Below are 15894 nucleotides of genomic sequence, written 5' to 3'. Positions count from 1 at the left end.
AACAAGTAACTAAATCTCTAACAGGTTAAATGTATTGCTTATGATTTTAGTTTAAAAAACTAGCTCTTAAAGAACTGTATTTAAAGCAAATTGCTTGTTACATCTTCATTAAACCAAACCAAAAGTCAAAACAAAAAACCAACAGAATAAACAATATTCTTTTAAGAATAATAATTTATTCTTGTCTATTTTGTCGCCTTCTGGAGAGATCAAAGTTAACTTAACCTAAAAAGATCAAAGCAAACTTCAACCCAAAAAATGTCAACTTTGTAGTAAGTGGAGGGATATAATCCCGTGTCTGTCGGCATACTTGGCACTAAAGTGGGAATGACTCAAATCTTTGACAAAGAAACAGGAAAATCCATCCCTGTGACTGTTGTTCAAGCTGGTCCCTGCCCCATCACTCAAATCAAAACTAACGCAACTGATGGTTATAACTCCATTCAACTAGGTTTTGAAGAAGTGAAAGAAAAAGCTCTGACCAAGCCAGAAATAGGTCATCTCAGAAAATCCGGTGCGCCACCCTTACGTCATCTCAAGGAATATCGTCTTGAAAATCCCTCTGAGTTTGAAGTAGGACAAGTTCTCAAAGCTGATCTATTTACGGCGGGGCAACTCGTAGACGTAAGCGGAACAAGCATGGGACGTGGTTTCGCAGGTTATCAAAAAAGACATAACTTCAAACGAGGTTCAATGTCTCACGGTTCTAAAAACCATCGTCTTCCTGGTTCAACAGGTGCAGGGACAACCCCTGGGCGTGTTTATCCTGGGAAAAAAATGGCAGGACAATATGGAGCTAGTCAAGTGACTACCCGTAAACTAACTGTTGTTCAGGTAGATGCAGAACGTAATCTGATTTTAATCAAAGGTGCTGTTCCCGGAAAACCGGGCGGTTTACTGAATATTACCCCCCATAAAAGAGTAGGGTAATCAAAGTCAAATACTTAAATAGCTTGAGCTTCATCGCTAATAGCTAATAACTGAAAAAAGCAAGTCATTATGGTTAATTGTGTTGTTAAAAATTGGCAAGGTGAAAAGGTAGGGGATACTTCCTTTGAAATGAAGGTAGCTAAACCCGAAAATGCCGAACATATTGTTCATCGTGCCTTAGTCAGACAAGCTAACAACTCCCGTCAAGGAACAGCATCAACCAAAACTCGCGCCGAAGTAAGTGGCGGTGGTCGTAAACCTTGGCGACAAAAAGGAACTGGTAGAGCCAGAGCAGGTTCAAACCGTTCTCCTTTATGGCGTGGTGGTGGTGTGATTTTTGGGCCTAAACCTAGAGATTACGGCATCAAAATGAACCGTAAGGAAAGACGTTTAGCTTTGCGTACAGCTTTCACAAGTCGTGCTGAAAGTTTGATTATTATTGATCACTTAGGAGAGCAAAACTTTCCTCAACCTAAAACGAAAGAGTTTGTTTCTGCTCTCAATCGTTGGGGCGTAGAATCAGGAGAAAAGGTTTTATTAATTTTAGCTGAAATTACTGAAAATCTTTATCTGTCTGCTCGGAATATTAGTACAGTTAAAATTATTGAAGCCACTAGCTTGAATATTTATGATGTGCTAGTAGCTGATAAAATTGTCACTACTTCTGAGGCTTTAACTAAGATTCAGGAGGTGTACAATGACTAAACTTAAAAGAAGTTTTAAACCGAAAACTTATAATCCTAGAGATTTAGCTGATCTAGTGGTTCAACCCATTATTAGTGAAAAAGCTACTCTCTTAATGGAGCAAAATAAGTATGTTTTTCAAGTGGTCTTAAAGGCAACTAAACCGGAAATTAAAGCGGCGATCGAAAGCTTATTTAATGTTAAGGTGAAAGCAGTTAATACTTCTCGCCCCCCTCGCAAAAAACGCAGAGTCGGTCGTTTCGTAGGATATAAAACTCAGTATAAAAGAGCAGTTGTTACTTTAGCTGATAATTATTCCCTCAGAGAAACTTTCTTCCCTGAAGTTTAAAATTTTGTTATTAGTTGTTCGTTATTCGTTATTGGAAAATTATTCATTAGTAATTTTTCAGACATAACAAATAACAAATAACAAATAACGGATAACAAATAAATTTTTGATTTGTAATTTTTGATTTATTATGGGTATTCGTTCCTTTCGACCATATACGCCCGGAACAAGACAAGCTACTGTTTCAGACTTTGCGGAAATCACCAAAGATAAGCCCGAAAAGTCTTTAACTAAATATAAGCATCGTCGTCAAGGGCGCAATAATCGAGGTGTTATTACCTGTCGTCATCGTGGAGGCGGTCATAAACGCCTTTATCGTGTGATTGATTTTCGTAGGGATAAAGTTAACGTACCCGCTAAAGTAGCGGCGATCGAATACGATCCCAACCGTAATGCTAGAATTGCTTTACTCTTTTATCAAGATGGAGAAAAGCGTTATATTCTCGCTCCGGCAGGTCTCAAAGTGGGCATGACTGTGATCTCTAGTCCTGATGCTCCCATTGAAGTGGGTAATGCTTTACCTTTAAGCAAAATTCCCTTAGGGGAAACCATCCACAATATCGAAATGGTAGCAGGAAAAGGCGGTCAAATTGTGCGTTGTGCAGGTGGTGCAGCCAGAGTTATGGCTAAAGAGGGTGATTATGTCACCATCGCCTTACCATCTAAAGAAGTACGCATGATCAGAAAAGAATGTTATGCCACCATTGGACAAGTAGGAAATGCGGAATATCGTAATTTACAACTTGGTAAGGCTGGACGGACTCGCCATAAAGGATTCAGACCAACCGTGCGTGGTAGTGTGATGAACCCAGTAGATCACCCCCATGGTGGTGGTGAGGGACGCGCACCCATTGGACGTAGTGGCCCTGTCACTCCTTGGGGTAAACCTGCTCTAGGTGCTAAAACTCGTAAGAAGAAAAAGCAAAGTAATCGCTTTATTGTTCGTCGTCGTAAATAATTAGTCATTAGTCGTTAGTCGTTAGTCATTAATTTTTTTCCAGTGACAAAAAACTGACAAAAAACAAATGATCAAAGACAAGGGACAAATGACAAAAGACATTTTTAATTTTGCATTTTGACTTTTGAATTATTATGAGTCGTTCACTAAAAAAAGGTCCTTTTGTGGCGGATAGCCTTCTATCAAAAATCGAAAAGCTCAACGCTAAAAACGAAAAACAAGTAGTTAAAACTTGGTCAAGAGCTTCCACGATTTTACCCCAAATGGTAGGCCATACCATCGCTGTTCACAATGGAAAACAACACGTTCCTGTTTATGTTTCCGAACAAATGGTAGGTCATAAGTTAGGAGAATTCGCTCCCACTCGTACCTTCAGGGGTCACGCTAAAAGTGACAAAAAATCTCGCAGATAAGCAGATCCACAGTCAACAGTAAAGGATTACTGTCAACTGTCCACTGTCAACTGTCAACTGTTAGGAGCAATCTATGGCAATAGAAACAACTCAAGAAGCTAAAGCGATCGCCCGTTATATTCGGATGTCACCCCATAAAGTGCGCCGAGTTTTAGATCAAATTCGGGGGAGAACTTATCAAGAAGCACTAATCATCTTAGAATTTATGCCCTATCGCTCTTGTGAAGCGATTTTAAAGGTATTACGTTCGGCGGCGGCCAATGCGGAACATAATCAGGGCATGGATCGCTCAAAATTGGTGGTTAGTCAAGCTTTTGCAGATCAAGGACCCGCTTTAAAACGGTTCCGCCCTCGCGCCCAAGGCCGGGCTTATCAAATTCGGAAGCCTACCTGTCATATTACCGTGGCAGTGGCTGAAGCGGCTTAATAGACCTAGATGATGGAACTTTACTGTCATTATTTTTGACTAGAGGAAAAAACTCGTGGGACAAAAAATACATCCAATTGGTTTTCGTTTAGGTATTACCAAGGAACATTTATCCCGTTGGTATGCCAACGATAAGGATTATCCTGAACATCTTAAGGAAGATCACCAAATTCGTCAGTATATTCAAACACATAAGGAGCTCAAGAATGCAGGTATTTCTGTGATCCGTATTGAAAGAAAAGCTGACCAAATTGAGTTAGAAATTCACACCGCCCGTCCGGGTGTAGTGGTAGGACGTGGTGGCACTGGAATTGAGGCTTTAAGAACTAATCTTCAAAATCTCTTGGGCAAAAATCGTCAGATTAGAATTAATGTGATTGAAGTTGCTAGAGTAGATGCTGATGCGGCTCTAATCGCTGAATTTATTACTGGACAACTAGAAAGACGGGTTTCTTTCCGTAGAGTTGTCCGTCAAGCAATTCAACGGGCGCAAAAAGCTGAAGTCAAAGGAATTAAAGTTCAAGTCAGTGGTCGTTTAAATGGAGCAGAAATTGCTCGGACTGAATGGGTCAGAGAAGGGCGTGTTCCTCTCCATACCTTAAGGGCAGATATTGATTATGCTTATCGTACTGCTAGTACCACCTACGGTATTTTAGGAGTAAAAATTTGGATCTTTAAGGGCGAAATTTTCCCCGGACAAGATGAACAACCCGCAGTTAATCAAGCTCCCGCCCAGAAAAAACAACGTCGTCGTCAACAATTTGAAGACCGTTCTGAACAGTAATCAGTGAACAGTAATCATTAAGCTCAAGCTGATTTTAACTTTCAAATTTTAAATTTTTTTTAACGATGTTAAGTCCTAGAAGAACGAAATTTCGTAAACAACAACGAGGACGGATGAGAGGATTAGCTCAGAGTGGCTCATCCCTTCATTTTGGGGATTTTGGTCTTCAAGCAACCGAACCTTGTTGGATTACTGCCCGTCAAATTGAAGCCGCACGTCGAGCCATGACTCGCTATATTCGTAGGGGTGGTAAAATCTGGATCCGTTTATTTCCAGATAAACCTGTAACTATGCGTCCTGCTGAAACTCGGATGGGTTCTGGTAAGGGTTCTCCCGAATTTTGGGTAGCAGTAGTTAAACCCGGACGTATTATGTTTGAAATTGCAGGGGTTTCAGAAGAGATTGCTCGTGAAGCAATGCGTTTAGCGGCTCAAAAATTGCCCATTAAAACAAAATTCATTACTCGTGATGAAGATTACATCGAATAAGATTCGGTAATCCGTAGTCAGTAGTTAGTAGAAATTAAGGGAAAATTAATTTTACTGTTTTCTACTTTCCTACTTTTTGAATTTTGAATTTTGAATTTTGAATTTTTGAATTATTATGGCTTTTCCAAAAATAGATGATGTGAGAAATCTCAATGATGAGGAACTCACCACCGAAATCTTAAAGGTAAAACAGGAACTTTTTCGCTTACGCCTAGAAAAAGCCACCCGTCAACTCAAAACTCCTCATCTGTTTAAACATAAAAAACACCGTCTATCTCAACTGCTGACAGTGGAAAGAGAAAGACAATTAAAAGGTGTAAATTAAGTTAAAGAGTGAATCAGAGTTTATAGGAGGCATAAAGGCTCATGGCACTAAAAGAACAGGTGGGATTGGTAGTTAGCAATAAAATGCAGAAAACTGTAGTTGTTGCTGTGGAAAACCGCGCCCCCCATCCTAAATATAAGAAAATTGTCGTTAAGACAAATAAATACAAGGCTCACGATCCAGAAAATAAATGTCAAGAAGGCGATCGGGTTCGTATTCGTGAAACTCGCCCTTTAAGCAAAACTAAACGCTGGGAAGTAACTGAAATTCTTGAGTCGAAACAATAACAAAATTCATCTTTGTGAATTTTGAATCATCAATTTTGAATTTTTGAAGGTAGTTTAAGCGTGATTCAACAGCAAACTTATCTCAATGTAGCTGATAACAGTGGTGCAAAAAAACTCATGTGTTTAAGAGTTCTTGGCACAGGTAACTGTACTTATGGCAGTATCGGTGATCGCATTATCGCTGTTGTCAAAGAGGCTATCCCCAATATGGCTGTTAAAAAGTCTGATGTGGTAACGGCGGTGATCGTACGCACTCGTCAATCTTTAAGACGGGAAAGCGGCATGAGTATCCGGTTTGATGACAATGCGGCCGTGATTATTAATCCTAATGACGGCAACCCCAAAGGAACTCGTGTTTTTGGTCCTGTAGCCCGTGAATTACGGGATAAAAACTACACCAAAATCGTTTCTCTCGCACCGGAGGTGATTTAATGTTAAATTCTGGAAAGAATAAAACCCCTGAGCGTTATAAAATGCACATAAAAAAAGGGGATAAAGTTCAAGTCATTTCTGGTCACGATAAGGGTAAAGTTGGGGAAGTTATCCAAACCTTTCCTAAAACCAGTAAAGTAGTTGTCAAGGGTGTTAACGTCAAAACCAAGCACGTTAAACCCCAACAACAAGGAGAATCTGGTCAAATTACCACCTTTGAAGCTCCCATCCATAGCTCTAACGTGATGTTATATTCAGAAAAAGAAAAAGTTGCTAGTCGTGTGGCTTATACTTTTACTGAAGATGGCAAAAAAGTCAGAAAGCTCAAAAAAACTGGTGAGATCATTGATTAGTGAGAAGTGAAAAGTGACCAAAAGTTAATCCTGTTCACTGTTCACTGTCCACTGCAAAAGCTCTGACCAAGCCCAGAGGATTTAAGGATTAAAATGACACAAAAACTTAAAAATCAGTATATTGAAACTATTGTTCCTAAATTAATGGAACAATTTAACTACACCAATATCCACCAAGTACCCAAGGTGGTCAAAGTGGTAGTTAACAGAGGATTAGGCGAAGCTTCCCAAAATGCGAAAGCATTAGAATCTTCCCTGAATGAATTAAGTACCATTACTGGCCAAAAACCAGTTGTTACCCGTGCTAAAAAAGCGATCGCTGGTTTTAAAATTCGTCAAGGAATGCCAGTGGGGGTAATGGTGACTTTAAGAGGAGAACGGATGTATGCCTTTTTAGATCGTCTGATCAACTTGGCACTTCCCCGCATTCGTGACTTTCGTGGCGTTAGTCCAAAAAGCTTTGACGGCAGAGGAAACTATAGCCTTGGAGTAAGAGAACAATTAATTTTTCCTGAGATTGATTACGACACGATTGATCAAATTCGGGGAATGGATATTTCAATCATCACTTCAGCCAATACTGACGAAGAAGGTCGGGCATTACTGAAAGAGATGGGAATGCCTTTCAGGAAAAATTAAATCCTTTATCTTAGGAGGAAATCAGGTCAATAATGGCGGCAAATGATACTATCTCGGATATGCTCACTCGCATTCGCAATGCCTGTGCGGTGAGACATCCCCAAACCAAAGTTCCTACAACCAGAATGACGCGCAGTATCGCTCAAGTTCTCAAGAATGAAGGCTTTATTGAAGATTTTGAGGAAGTAGGAGAAGGAATCGGTAAACAATTATTAATTTCCCTCAAATACAAGGGTAGAAATCGTCAACCGATTATCCAAACATTAAAGCGAGTCAGCAAACCCGGTTTACGAGTTTATTCTAATCGCAAAGAACTTCCTCGTGTGTTAGGTGGCATTGGAGTGGCAATTATTTCTACTTCCCAAGGCATCATGACCGATCGAGAAGCTCGTCAAAAGGGTGTGGGTGGCGAAGTGCTTTGTTATGTTTGGTAATTAGTTATTGGTTATTGGTTATTGGTTATTCGGAGTTTTGACTGGATTAATCTCTAAAAAAATTAAAATAATTTTAGTAAAATCATAGTTTAACGAATAACGAATAACAATTAACGAATAACGAATAACAATTAACAATTAACAATTAACGATTTTTTTAATTAATTATGTCTCGTATTGGTAAACGTCCAATTTCTATTCCCAGTGGAGTAACTATAGAAATTAATGGGCAGAATGTTTCCGTTAGTGGAAAGTTAGGCAAACTCCAGCAAACACTTCCTTCGTTGGTGGAAGTGACAAGAGAAGGTGATACTTTACTGGTAGTCAGAGCTAATGATTCTCGTCCTGCCAGAGAAAGACACGGACTTTGCCGTACACTTGTTTCTAATATGGTAGAAGGTGTTTCTAAGGGTTTTGAAAAGCGTCTGAGCATTCAAGGGGTAGGTTACAGAGCGGCGGCTCAAGGTAGCAAGTTAACCTTGAATGTGGGCTACAGTAAACCTGTGGAAATGGTTATGCCAGAAGGAATTCAAGTGGCGGTAGAAAATAACACTCAAGTTATTGTAACAGGTACGGATAAAGCAGTTGTCGGTAATGTTTCTGCCAAAATTCGTGCTGTTCGCCCCCCTGAACCCTATAAAGGCAAAGGGATTCGTTATTTGGGTGAAGTTGTTAGACGTAAAGCGGGTAAATCAGGGAAGAAATAAAGATGAAACTCTCTCGAAAACAAGCGATTCAACGCAGTCACCGCCGTATTCGGCAAAAAGTAAGCGGAACAGCACAAAAACCCCGTTTATGTGTATTTCGTTCCAATCAGCATATTTATGCTCAAGTAATAGACGATGCACTGCAACATACTTTAACGGCGGCTTCTTCCTTAGAGCCAAGTTTAAGGGACAAACTCGCCAGTGGTGCTAATTGTGACGCATCGGTGGAAGTTGGTAAATTGGTGGCTCAAAGAGCCTTAGAAAAAGGGATTGAAACTGTGGTTTTTGACCGAGGTGGATACCTTTATCATGGACGGATTAAAGCTTTAGCTGAAGCCGCCCGTGAAGCCGGATTAAAATTTTAAGATTAAAATTTTAAGAATTAACAAGTAAACAGTTACGATAGTTAGCTAATAGCTCAGGGCTGATTACTTAACATTAATTAGGATTATTAACTATGGCGAAAAAAAGAAAAGGTAGCAAAGCCAAGGAAAAAGAAACTAATTGGCAAGAGCGTGTTGTTCAAATTCGTCGAGTCAGCAAAGTGGTTAAAGGGGGTAAAAAATTAAGCTTCCGTGCCATTGTTGTTGTGGGTAACGAAAAAGGACAAGTTGGGGTTGGCGTTGGGAAGGCCGGTGATGTGATCGGGGCTGTGCGTAAAGGCGTAGCCGATGGTAAAAAACATATCATTGACGTTTCTTTAACGAAAGCTAATTCCATTAACCACCTAGCCAAAGGTTCTTCAGGTGGTGCTAAAGTGATTATGCGCCCAGCTGCCCCCGGTACAGGGGTAATTGCGGGTGGTGCTGTGCGTACTGTTTTAGAATTAGCAGGAGTACAAAATATTCTAGCTAAACAGTTAGGGTCTAATAACCCTCTCAATAATGCTAGAGCCGCTATTGATGCTCTGGAATCTTTACGCAGTTTTTCTGAAGTAGCCAGAGATCGTGGTATTTCTTTAGAGCATTTGTATACCTAAACGATTACGCAAAAAATATGAAATTACATGAGTTAAAGCCCAAAAAAGGCTCTCAACAACGTCCTCGCCGAGTAGGCCGAGGTATTGCGGCCGGTCAAGGTGCTAGTTGTGGTTTCGGGATGAGAGGTCAAAAATCTCGTTCTGGCAGAAGCACTCGCCCCGGTTTTGAGGGGGGACAAATTCCTTTATATAGAAGAATCCCTAAATTAAAACATTTTCCTTTAATTAATCCGAAGGAATATACTATAGTCAATGTTAAAAACTTGGCCAGTTTAGAAGCAAATACAGAAGTAACCTTGGAAGTCTTAATGGCTAAGGGCATTGTTACTTCTAATGATGGGCCTCTAAAAATTTTAGGGGATGGAGAGTTAAACGTAGCTCTTAAAGTAAAAGCGGCCGCTTTTACTAAATCGGCTCAGTCCAAAATTGAAGCGGCTGGTGGTAGTTGGGAATTAATCTAATTAGTGATTGGTCATTAGTCATTAGTCATTAGTCATCAATAGCTAATAGCTGACCAATGACAAATGACGAAAGACAAATGACAATAAACAAGATAATTTTAAATTTTAATTTGTGAATTAATTTCTTATGGTCGTCAGTCGAGACAAAACTCCAACTGCTCAAGAAACTTTTATGCAAATGGCTCAAGCGGCAGGTCTGCGGGGTCGTTTGCTTCTTACTATTGGTTTATTAGTTTTAGTTCGCTTTGGCATCTTATTTGCTCCTATTCCTGGAATCGATCGAGCTAGTTTTGCTCAAGCGATTCAAGAAAATCCCGTGGCCTTTGGCTTTTTGGATATTTTTACCGGAGGGGGTATTTCAGCCATCGGGATTTTTGCTTTAGGGATTTTACCTTACATTAATGCTTCAATCATCATGCAGTTATTAACTGCGGCCATTCCTTCTTTGGAAGATTTGCAAAAAAATGAGGGTGAAGCAGGCCGACGTAAAATCTCCCAATATACCCGCTATGTGGCCTTAGGTTGGGCGATCATCCAGAGTTTAGGCATTACCATTGGTTTATTAAATCGTCACGCCTTAACTCCTGGGACTGGTTTTATTATCGAAACCGTCTTAGCTTTAACCGCAGGTTCAATGTTTGTGATGTGGTTATCTGAATTAATCACGGAACGAGGAATCGGCAATGGTGCTTCTTTATTGATTTTTGTCAATATCGTAGCGGTTTTACCCCAAACTTTAGGACAAACCATTGAAGTAGCTCAAAAAAGTGCTGAGGAAGGCGATCGGGGCATTGTAATTAGCATCGTAGCTTTATTACTGGTCTTTTTAGTGATGATCGTGGGTATTGTTTTTGTTCAAGAAGGCACAAGACGTATTCCCATTGTCTCAGCCCGTCGTCAGGTGGGGAAAAGACTTTATCGAGAACGCACTAGCTATCTGCCTTTACGCTTAAATCAAGGCGGAGTAATGCCCATTATTTTTGCTTCAGCCGTTCTGATTTTACCCACCTCTTTAGCCAGTTTTACCAAAGGGGAAGGAACTTTTGGTCAGATTGTCCAAAAAGTAGCTTTAGCAGTCCAACCCGGAACTTTTGTTTACGTTTTGGTTTATTTGGCTTTAATTTTATTCTTTAGTTACTTTTATGCTTCTTTAATCGTTAATCCGGTGGATATGTCCCAAAATTTGAAAAAAATGGGGGCTAGTATTCCAGGGATTCGCCCAGGGAAAGCTACCAGTGATTATTTAGAAAAAGTGATTAATCGTTTAACCTTTTTAGGGGCAGTCTTTTTAGGCTTAGTGGCCACTATTCCCACTTTTGTGGAAAGTGCGATCGATGTTCAAACCTTTAGAGGTTTCGGAGCAACATCTCTTTTAATTTTAGTGGGGGTTGCTATTGACACGGCTAAACAGATTCAAACCTATGTAATCTCTCAGCGTTATGAGGGAATGGTTAAAGATTAATTAATTTAACTCTAATTTTATTAAAACTAAAATTTTCCATCAAAAAAATTGTGACAAGATTAATTTTTTTAGGTCCTCCGGGTGCAGGAAAGGGAACTCAAGCTCAGATTATGGCTGAGTTGGCTCAGATTGCACACATTTCAACGGGGGAAATTTTAAGAGAAGCGATCGAGCAAAAAACTGATTTGGGTGTGAAAGCTCAAAGTTATGTGGATCAAGGGGAGTTAGTGCCTGATGATTTAATTTTAGATTTGATCAGGGATCGCTTAAATCATGAAGATACAGCCAACGGCTGGATTTTAGACGGTTTTCCCCGTAATGTTGAACAAGCTGTCTTTTTAGATAACCTATTAGCACAATTAAATCAAAATGCCGATTGTGCAGTTAATTTTAGCGTAGATGATCAAGTTTTGATCAACAGAATGTTAGAAAGGGGACGCAAAGACGATAATGAAGAAACGATTACCCGCCGTCTTCAAGTTTATCGTGATTTGACTGCTCCGGTGCTTAATTACTATCAAGAGAAGGGGACACTTCAATCAGTAGATGGTGATCGGGCAATCGAGGAAGTGACAACTTCTGTAAAAGCTCTTTTGAAGATCTAAAAAGATGGCTTGGCCGAACTAACTCCAACAAGTTTTTAAAGTTTAATGATTAAATTGTTAAACTAGATTAATTGACTTGTTTAAAATAAATTCTTAATTCTGAATTTAGTTTTGAATTTTGAATTGTGAATTTTTGATTTTCAAAGGAGGCTTAATTTAATTGTCAAAACAAGATCTGATCGAAATGGAAGGCACGGTGACAGAATCACTGCCTAACGCTATGTTTCGAGTTGACTTAGATAATGGTTTTAATGTTTTAGCTCATATTTCCGGTAAAATTAGACGTAATTACATCAAGATTTTACCCGGCGATCGAGTCAAAGTGGAGTTAACACCCTACGACTTAAGCAAAGGTAGAATTACCTATCGTCTGCGGAAAAAATAAGGGTAAAACCGATCAAAAATAAAACAGAACAAACTTTCCTTTTTTTTATTTTTCTAATCTTTGAAACAGATTAGAGCAAATTAAGGAATTTTTGATCTGACAAAATACACAATTACTGGTATAATAGTAACCTTGCAGTCATAAATAATGATAGTCTTGAGTTCACGACCTTAAGTCAAAATTATTTATTAAGGTAAGCAGTTAATCTGTCAAAACAAAAACATTATGAAAGTTCGAGCATCTGTCAAAAAAATTTGCGAAAAATGCCGAGTTATTCGTCGGCGTGGTCGAGTGATGGTGATTTGTAATAACCCGAAACACAAACAACGTCAGGGTTAAACCTAAAACCATCAATTAAACGTAATCAGCTTAATTAAGTTTAATTGAACTGATTAAAAAATTAAACATCATAATCTATTGTAGCAATACACAAGACGAAAAGGGAGAAAAAACAGTGGCACGGATTTCCGGTATAGATCTACCCCGTGATAAACGCATCGAAATTGCTCTGACCTATATTTATGGGATTGGACTTTCTCGTTCTCATGAAATTTTAGAGCAAACAGGAGTTAATCCTGATACTAGAGTTAAAGATTTATCCGATGAGGAAATAACTAAGTTACGCGCTTGTATTGAGGCTAACTATCAAGTTGAAGGCGACTTGAGACGTTTAGAAGCGATGAATATTAAGCGTTTAACTGATATTGGTACTTATCGTGGTCGTCGTCATCGTCAAGGTTTACCCGTCAGGGGGCAAAGAACTCGTACTAATGCTCGGACTCGCAGGGGTAGACGTTTGACAGTGGCTGGGAAGAAAAAAGCTCCTGGTAAGAAATAATCTAAAATTGTTGTTTCCTTGGACAATAATTTTAGCTAAAAAATACGGATTAAGTTATTTCGTTAACTTAATCATCAACTTTCAATTTACTTTATTGATTTCATTCAAAAAAGCAGTAAAATTCAATGGCAAAACCAAAAAAAGGCGGTCCTAAAAAAGTTAAAAAAAATATTCCCAGTGGAGTCGCTCATATTCAGTCTACTTTTAACAATACGATCGTAACTATTTCCGATACCAAAGGAGATGCGGTTTCTTGGGCTTCGGCTGGTTCCAGTGGCTTTAAGGGGGCAAAGAAAGGTACTCCTTTTGCGGCTCAAACGGCGGCGGATAATGCGGCTAAAAGAGCGATGGAACAAGGGATGCGTCAAGTTGAAGTAATGGTGAGTGGACCGGGTGCGGGACGTGAAACTGCGATTCGTGCGCTTCAAGCTTGTGGATTAGAAATTACCTTAATTCGAGATGTAACTCCTATTCCTCACAATGGTTGTCGTCCTCCTAAACGACGCAGAGTCTAATCAGTGAACAATCAAAGCTTAATCATCAATCAAGGTGTTAATAATTAATATTTACTAATTATTAATAACTAAAAACTAATGATTAAAAACTAAAAATTGATAACTGAAAATTGAAAATTGATAACTGATAGAGGGAGGTCATAACTGAAGTGGCACAATTTCAAATTGAGTGTGTTGAAAATAAAACTGATAATAAAGATCAAAGTCAGTATAGCAAGTTTGTTCTCGAACATTTAGAAAGAGGACAGGGAACGACTGTGGGCAATGCACTCAGACGGGTATTACTGTCTAATTTAGAAGGAGCCGCCGTTACAGCTATCCGCATTGCAGGTGTCAATCATGAATTTGCGACTATTCCGGGGGTTCGTGAGGATGTTTTAGAGATCATGTTAAACATGAAGCAGATCGTCCTTAAATCTCATACCAATCAACAGTCAATTGGTAGGCTTTCTGTGTCAACGGCTGGATCCGTAACGGCTAGTCAGTTTGATCTTCCTTCAGAGGTGGAAGTAGTCAATCCTAACCAGTATGTTGCGACTTTAGCTGAGGGGGCAAAACTGGAAATGGAGTTTCGGATTGAGAAAGGCAAGGGCTATCGAGCGGTTGAACGTGGGAAAGATGAGTCTAGTTCTTTAGATTTCTTACAAATTGATGCGGTGTTTATGCCTGTGACTAAGGTTAATTATACAGTGGAGGATGCTCAGGTTGATGGGTCTTCTCCAAGGGATCGATTAATTTTGGAAATTTGGACTAATGGCAGTATTAAACCAGAGGAAGCTCTTTCTCAGTCAGCTACTATTTTAGTGGATCTATTTAATCCCCTTAAGGATTTAACTTTGGAGACTATTCAAGAGGAATATCCACAGGATGAGGATCCCACCAGTCAAATTCCGATCGAGGAGTTACAACTGTCGGTAAGGGCTTATAACTGTCTCAAACGCGCTCAAATTAATTCTGTTTCTGATTTATTAGATTATTCTCAAGAAGATCTATTAGAAATTAAGAATTTTGGTCAAAAGTCGGCTGAAGAAGTGATTGAAGCGCTTAAAGATCGTTTAGGGATTACTTTACCCCAAGAAAAGACTAAACCTTAGACGGTGAACAGTGATAACTGATCGCTGATTAATGGTGATCAATATTGACAAATTTATGATTAATAAATGTTTTTAGATAAAAGGAGGACTAATCATGAGACATCGCTGTAAAGTTGCTCTTTTGGGCAAACCGGCCGATCAACGTAAAGCTTTACTCAGGGCTTTAGCTACTCAATTAATTCGTTATGGCACGATTAAAACTACCAAGGCTAGAGCTAAGGCTTTACGCAAGGAAGTTGAACACATGATTACTTTAGCTAAAGATGGTTCTTTAGCTTCCAGAAGAAGGGCTTTAGGCTATCTTTATGATAAACAATTAGTTCATACTTTATTTGCTGAGGCTAAAGAGCGTTATGGCAATCGTAATGGGGGTTATACTCGCATTGCTAGAACTATCAGAAGACGTGGCGATAATGCAGAAATGGCAATTATTGAATTAGTTTAGGCTAATTTGTGATTACTTTGTGAGCTAAGGTGATGATTGATCAAAAGCTTGAGCAAAATTCCATTGATTCGGCGCTTGAGCGTGTGGCTTTGTTAGTTCAATATTTGGGAACGAATTATCATGGTTGGCAACGTCAACCCAATTATATTTCAATCCAAGGGGAAATTGAACGGGCGATCGCTCAGATAACGGGTGTTCCTGTGACAATATTTGGAGCGGGAAGAACGGATGCGGGAGTTCATGCGGCGGCTCAAGTGGCTCATTTTGATGTAGTAAGTTCTATTCCGGCTCATCGTTGGGCAAAGGTGTTAAATCAACATTTACCTGATGATATTTTGATTAGGGCTTCTGCCAAAATGTCTTATCCTTGGCATTCACAATTTTCTGCTAGTTGGAGAAGATACCGTTATAGCGTTTATAACGATCCCTGTCCCAATCTCTTTGTTAAGGACACGGCTTGGCATTATTATTATGACCGTTTAGATGAGTCTTTAATGAGGTCTGCACTGATTCCCTTATTGGGTCGACATCATTTGGCGGCTTTTCATCGGGCTAATTCTTCCCGTGATCATTCTTGGGTTGAGGTGCAAGAGGTGGACTGTTACCGCAAGGGGGCTGTGGTTTATATGGAAATTCAAGCTAATGGTTTTTTATATGGCATGGTCAGACTCTTAATGGGAATGTTAGTGGAAGTGGGGATCAAAAAGCGATCGCTGGAAAATTTTACCGAAATTTGGCAAAATGAACGGCGAGATTTGGTTAAATATTCCGCTCCGGCTAAAGGGCTTTGTTTGTTAAGGGTAGGGTATCAAGATCATCCGTTTGAGGAAAAACTTTGGTATGATAGCCAACCGATTTTTTCACTCAATAGTCAACAGTGATCAGTCAACAGTGTATAGT

At 39.4% G+C, this 15894-nt stretch carries 27 protein-coding genes; all 27 read left to right on the top strand.

Annotated features, from left to right (window positions below; translation table 11 throughout):
• Window positions 1-294 precede the first annotated feature (294 nt).
• A complete protein-coding gene (gene rplC, locus Anndu_RS00665) occupies window positions 295-930 on the top strand; it encodes a 50S ribosomal protein L3 (RefSeq protein WP_464102524.1) in 636 nt (211 codons plus the stop codon).
• 69 nt (window positions 931-999) lie between these two features.
• Window positions 1000-1635 carry a 50S ribosomal protein L4 gene (gene rplD / locus Anndu_RS00660; RefSeq protein WP_464102523.1) on the top strand — a complete coding sequence of 212 codons (636 nt, stop codon included), beginning with the start codon at window positions 1000-1002 and terminating at the stop codon, window positions 1633-1635.
• Window positions 1628-1963, top strand: a complete 336-nt coding sequence (locus tag Anndu_RS00655; RefSeq protein ID WP_464102522.1) for a 50S ribosomal protein L23 — start codon at window positions 1628-1630, stop codon at window positions 1961-1963. The genes rplD and Anndu_RS00655 overlap by 8 nt, the downstream gene beginning before the upstream one ends.
• Window positions 1964-2093: 130 nt before the next feature.
• Window positions 2094-2921, top strand: coding sequence for a 50S ribosomal protein L2 (rplB, locus tag Anndu_RS00650; RefSeq protein WP_464102521.1), 828 nt, complete (start codon window positions 2094-2096; stop codon window positions 2919-2921).
• A gap of 134 nt (window positions 2922-3055) precedes the next feature.
• Window positions 3056-3334, top strand: a complete 279-nt coding sequence (gene rpsS, locus Anndu_RS00645) for a 30S ribosomal protein S19 (RefSeq protein WP_464102520.1) — start codon at window positions 3056-3058, stop codon at window positions 3332-3334.
• A gap of 73 nt (window positions 3335-3407) precedes the next feature.
• Window positions 3408-3761 (top strand): 50S ribosomal protein L22, encoded by a 354-nt coding sequence (gene rplV / locus Anndu_RS00640; RefSeq protein WP_464102519.1) that lies wholly within the window; start codon window positions 3408-3410, stop codon window positions 3759-3761.
• A 55-nt stretch (window positions 3762-3816) separates the two neighbouring features.
• Window positions 3817-4545, top strand: a complete 729-nt coding sequence (gene rpsC / locus Anndu_RS00635; RefSeq protein WP_464102518.1) for a 30S ribosomal protein S3 — start codon at window positions 3817-3819, stop codon at window positions 4543-4545.
• A gap of 65 nt (window positions 4546-4610) precedes the next feature.
• A complete protein-coding gene (rplP, locus tag Anndu_RS00630; protein WP_464102517.1) occupies window positions 4611-5033 on the top strand; it encodes a 50S ribosomal protein L16 in 423 nt (140 codons plus the stop codon).
• Window positions 5034-5148: 115 nt separating this feature from the next.
• Complete coding sequence (gene rpmC, locus Anndu_RS00625) at window positions 5149-5358, top strand: 50S ribosomal protein L29 (protein WP_464102516.1); 210 nt, start codon at window positions 5149-5151, stop codon at window positions 5356-5358.
• Between the two features lie 41 nt (window positions 5359-5399).
• Entirely contained in the window at window positions 5400-5645 is a 246-nt protein-coding gene (gene rpsQ / locus Anndu_RS00620; protein ID WP_464102515.1) for a 30S ribosomal protein S17, read from the top strand.
• Window positions 5646-5705: 60 nt separating this feature from the next.
• On the top strand, window positions 5706-6077 hold the full coding sequence (rplN, locus tag Anndu_RS00615; protein ID WP_464102514.1) for a 50S ribosomal protein L14: 372 nt from the start codon (window positions 5706-5708) through the stop codon (window positions 6075-6077).
• On the top strand, window positions 6077-6430 hold the full coding sequence (rplX, locus tag Anndu_RS00610) for a 50S ribosomal protein L24 (protein ID WP_464102513.1): 354 nt from the start codon (window positions 6077-6079) through the stop codon (window positions 6428-6430). The genes rplN and rplX overlap by 1 nt, the downstream gene beginning before the upstream one ends.
• A 93-nt stretch (window positions 6431-6523) precedes the next feature.
• The gene (gene rplE, locus Anndu_RS00605; RefSeq protein ID WP_464102512.1) at window positions 6524-7069 is read left to right on the top strand and encodes a 50S ribosomal protein L5; all 546 of its coding nucleotides are present in this window, start codon (window positions 6524-6526) and stop codon (window positions 7067-7069) included.
• Between the two features lie 32 nt (window positions 7070-7101).
• Window positions 7102-7503 (top strand): 30S ribosomal protein S8, encoded by a 402-nt coding sequence (gene rpsH / locus Anndu_RS00600; protein ID WP_464102511.1) that lies wholly within the window; start codon window positions 7102-7104, stop codon window positions 7501-7503.
• A 167-nt stretch (window positions 7504-7670) separates the two neighbouring features.
• Window positions 7671-8210, top strand: coding sequence for a 50S ribosomal protein L6 (gene rplF / locus Anndu_RS00595; protein ID WP_464102510.1), 540 nt, complete (start codon window positions 7671-7673; stop codon window positions 8208-8210).
• A gap of 2 nt (window positions 8211-8212) precedes the next feature.
• Window positions 8213-8575 carry a 50S ribosomal protein L18 gene (gene rplR, locus Anndu_RS00590; RefSeq protein WP_464102509.1) on the top strand — a complete coding sequence of 121 codons (363 nt, stop codon included), beginning with the start codon at window positions 8213-8215 and terminating at the stop codon, window positions 8573-8575.
• 92 nt (window positions 8576-8667) lie between these two features.
• Window positions 8668-9189, top strand: coding sequence for a 30S ribosomal protein S5 (gene rpsE, locus Anndu_RS00585; RefSeq protein WP_464102508.1), 522 nt, complete (start codon window positions 8668-8670; stop codon window positions 9187-9189).
• 17 nt (window positions 9190-9206) lie between these two features.
• Window positions 9207-9650: a 50S ribosomal protein L15 gene (gene rplO, locus Anndu_RS00580; RefSeq protein WP_464102507.1), complete on the top strand. Its 444-nt coding sequence runs from the start codon at window positions 9207-9209 to the stop codon at window positions 9648-9650.
• 127 nt (window positions 9651-9777) lie between these two features.
• Entirely contained in the window at window positions 9778-11112 is a 1335-nt protein-coding gene (gene secY, locus Anndu_RS00575) for a preprotein translocase subunit SecY (RefSeq protein WP_464102506.1), read from the top strand.
• Window positions 11113-11222: 110 nt separating this feature from the next.
• Window positions 11223-11717 (top strand): adenylate kinase, encoded by a 495-nt coding sequence (locus Anndu_RS00570; RefSeq protein WP_464104013.1) that lies wholly within the window; start codon window positions 11223-11225, stop codon window positions 11715-11717.
• Window positions 11718-11877: 160 nt separating this feature from the next.
• A complete protein-coding gene (gene infA / locus Anndu_RS00565; RefSeq protein ID WP_006196724.1) occupies window positions 11878-12102 on the top strand; it encodes a translation initiation factor IF-1 in 225 nt (74 codons plus the stop codon).
• Window positions 12103-12327: 225 nt separating this feature from the next.
• Window positions 12328-12441 (top strand): 50S ribosomal protein L36, encoded by a 114-nt coding sequence (gene rpmJ, locus Anndu_RS00560; RefSeq protein WP_464102505.1) that lies wholly within the window; start codon window positions 12328-12330, stop codon window positions 12439-12441.
• Window positions 12442-12556: 115 nt separating this feature from the next.
• Window positions 12557-12940 carry a 30S ribosomal protein S13 gene (gene rpsM / locus Anndu_RS00555; RefSeq protein WP_464102504.1) on the top strand — a complete coding sequence of 128 codons (384 nt, stop codon included), beginning with the start codon at window positions 12557-12559 and terminating at the stop codon, window positions 12938-12940.
• A gap of 125 nt (window positions 12941-13065) precedes the next feature.
• Window positions 13066-13455: a 30S ribosomal protein S11 gene (gene rpsK, locus Anndu_RS00550; protein WP_464102503.1), complete on the top strand. Its 390-nt coding sequence runs from the start codon at window positions 13066-13068 to the stop codon at window positions 13453-13455.
• 149 nt (window positions 13456-13604) lie between these two features.
• Window positions 13605-14549 (top strand): DNA-directed RNA polymerase subunit alpha, encoded by a 945-nt coding sequence (locus Anndu_RS00545; RefSeq protein ID WP_464102502.1) that lies wholly within the window; start codon window positions 13605-13607, stop codon window positions 14547-14549.
• Between the two features lie 94 nt (window positions 14550-14643).
• The gene (gene rplQ / locus Anndu_RS00540; RefSeq protein WP_464102501.1) at window positions 14644-14994 is read left to right on the top strand and encodes a 50S ribosomal protein L17; all 351 of its coding nucleotides are present in this window, start codon (window positions 14644-14646) and stop codon (window positions 14992-14994) included.
• A gap of 32 nt (window positions 14995-15026) precedes the next feature.
• The gene (gene truA / locus Anndu_RS00535) at window positions 15027-15875 is read left to right on the top strand and encodes a tRNA pseudouridine(38-40) synthase TruA (protein ID WP_464102500.1); all 849 of its coding nucleotides are present in this window, start codon (window positions 15027-15029) and stop codon (window positions 15873-15875) included.
• The last annotated feature ends 19 nt before the right edge of the window (window positions 15876-15894 follow it).

It is taken from the genome of Annamia dubia NIES-4383 (genome assembly GCF_055394725.1).
The sequence above is the reverse complement of the archived record's forward strand: the minus strand, read 5'-3'. Positions and strand labels throughout refer to the sequence as shown.

Bases quoted from the DNA above. Each gene is read 5' to 3' on its own strand.
- rpsS (WP_464102520.1), top strand. From the start codon at position 3,056: ATGAGTCGTTCACTAAAAAAAGGTCCTTTTGTGGCGGATAGCCTTCTA.
- rplQ (WP_464102501.1), top strand. From the start codon at position 14,644: ATGAGACATCGCTGTAAAGTTGCTCTTTTGGGCAAACCGGCCGATCAA.
- rpmJ (WP_464102505.1), top strand. From the start codon at position 12,328: ATGAAAGTTCGAGCATCTGTCAAAAAAATTTGCGAAAAATGCCGAGTT.
- rplF (WP_464102510.1), top strand. From the start codon at position 7,671: ATGTCTCGTATTGGTAAACGTCCAATTTCTATTCCCAGTGGAGTAACT.
- rplV (WP_464102519.1), top strand. From the start codon at position 3,408: ATGGCAATAGAAACAACTCAAGAAGCTAAAGCGATCGCCCGTTATATT.
- truA (WP_464102500.1), top strand. From the start codon at position 15,027: ATGATTGATCAAAAGCTTGAGCAAAATTCCATTGATTCGGCGCTTGAG.
- rplX (WP_464102513.1), top strand. From the start codon at position 6,077: ATGTTAAATTCTGGAAAGAATAAAACCCCTGAGCGTTATAAAATGCAC.
- secY (WP_464102506.1), top strand. From the start codon at position 9,778: ATGGTCGTCAGTCGAGACAAAACTCCAACTGCTCAAGAAACTTTTATG.
- rplO (WP_464102507.1), top strand. From the start codon at position 9,207: ATGAAATTACATGAGTTAAAGCCCAAAAAAGGCTCTCAACAACGTCCT.
- rpsE (WP_464102508.1), top strand. From the start codon at position 8,668: ATGGCGAAAAAAAGAAAAGGTAGCAAAGCCAAGGAAAAAGAAACTAAT.
- rplP (WP_464102517.1), top strand. From the start codon at position 4,611: ATGTTAAGTCCTAGAAGAACGAAATTTCGTAAACAACAACGAGGACGG.
- rplB (WP_464102521.1), top strand. From the start codon at position 2,094: ATGGGTATTCGTTCCTTTCGACCATATACGCCCGGAACAAGACAAGCT.
- rpsQ (WP_464102515.1), top strand. From the start codon at position 5,400: ATGGCACTAAAAGAACAGGTGGGATTGGTAGTTAGCAATAAAATGCAG.
- rpmC (WP_464102516.1), top strand. From the start codon at position 5,149: ATGGCTTTTCCAAAAATAGATGATGTGAGAAATCTCAATGATGAGGAA.
- rplR (WP_464102509.1), top strand. From the start codon at position 8,213: ATGAAACTCTCTCGAAAACAAGCGATTCAACGCAGTCACCGCCGTATT.
- Anndu_RS00655 (WP_464102522.1), top strand. From the start codon at position 1,628: ATGACTAAACTTAAAAGAAGTTTTAAACCGAAAACTTATAATCCTAGA.
- rpsH (WP_464102511.1), top strand. From the start codon at position 7,102: ATGGCGGCAAATGATACTATCTCGGATATGCTCACTCGCATTCGCAAT.
- rpsK (WP_464102503.1), top strand. From the start codon at position 13,066: ATGGCAAAACCAAAAAAAGGCGGTCCTAAAAAAGTTAAAAAAAATATT.
- Anndu_RS00570 (WP_464104013.1), top strand. From the start codon at position 11,223: ATGGCTGAGTTGGCTCAGATTGCACACATTTCAACGGGGGAAATTTTA.
- rplE (WP_464102512.1), top strand. From the start codon at position 6,524: ATGACACAAAAACTTAAAAATCAGTATATTGAAACTATTGTTCCTAAA.
- rplD (WP_464102523.1), top strand. From the start codon at position 1,000: ATGGTTAATTGTGTTGTTAAAAATTGGCAAGGTGAAAAGGTAGGGGAT.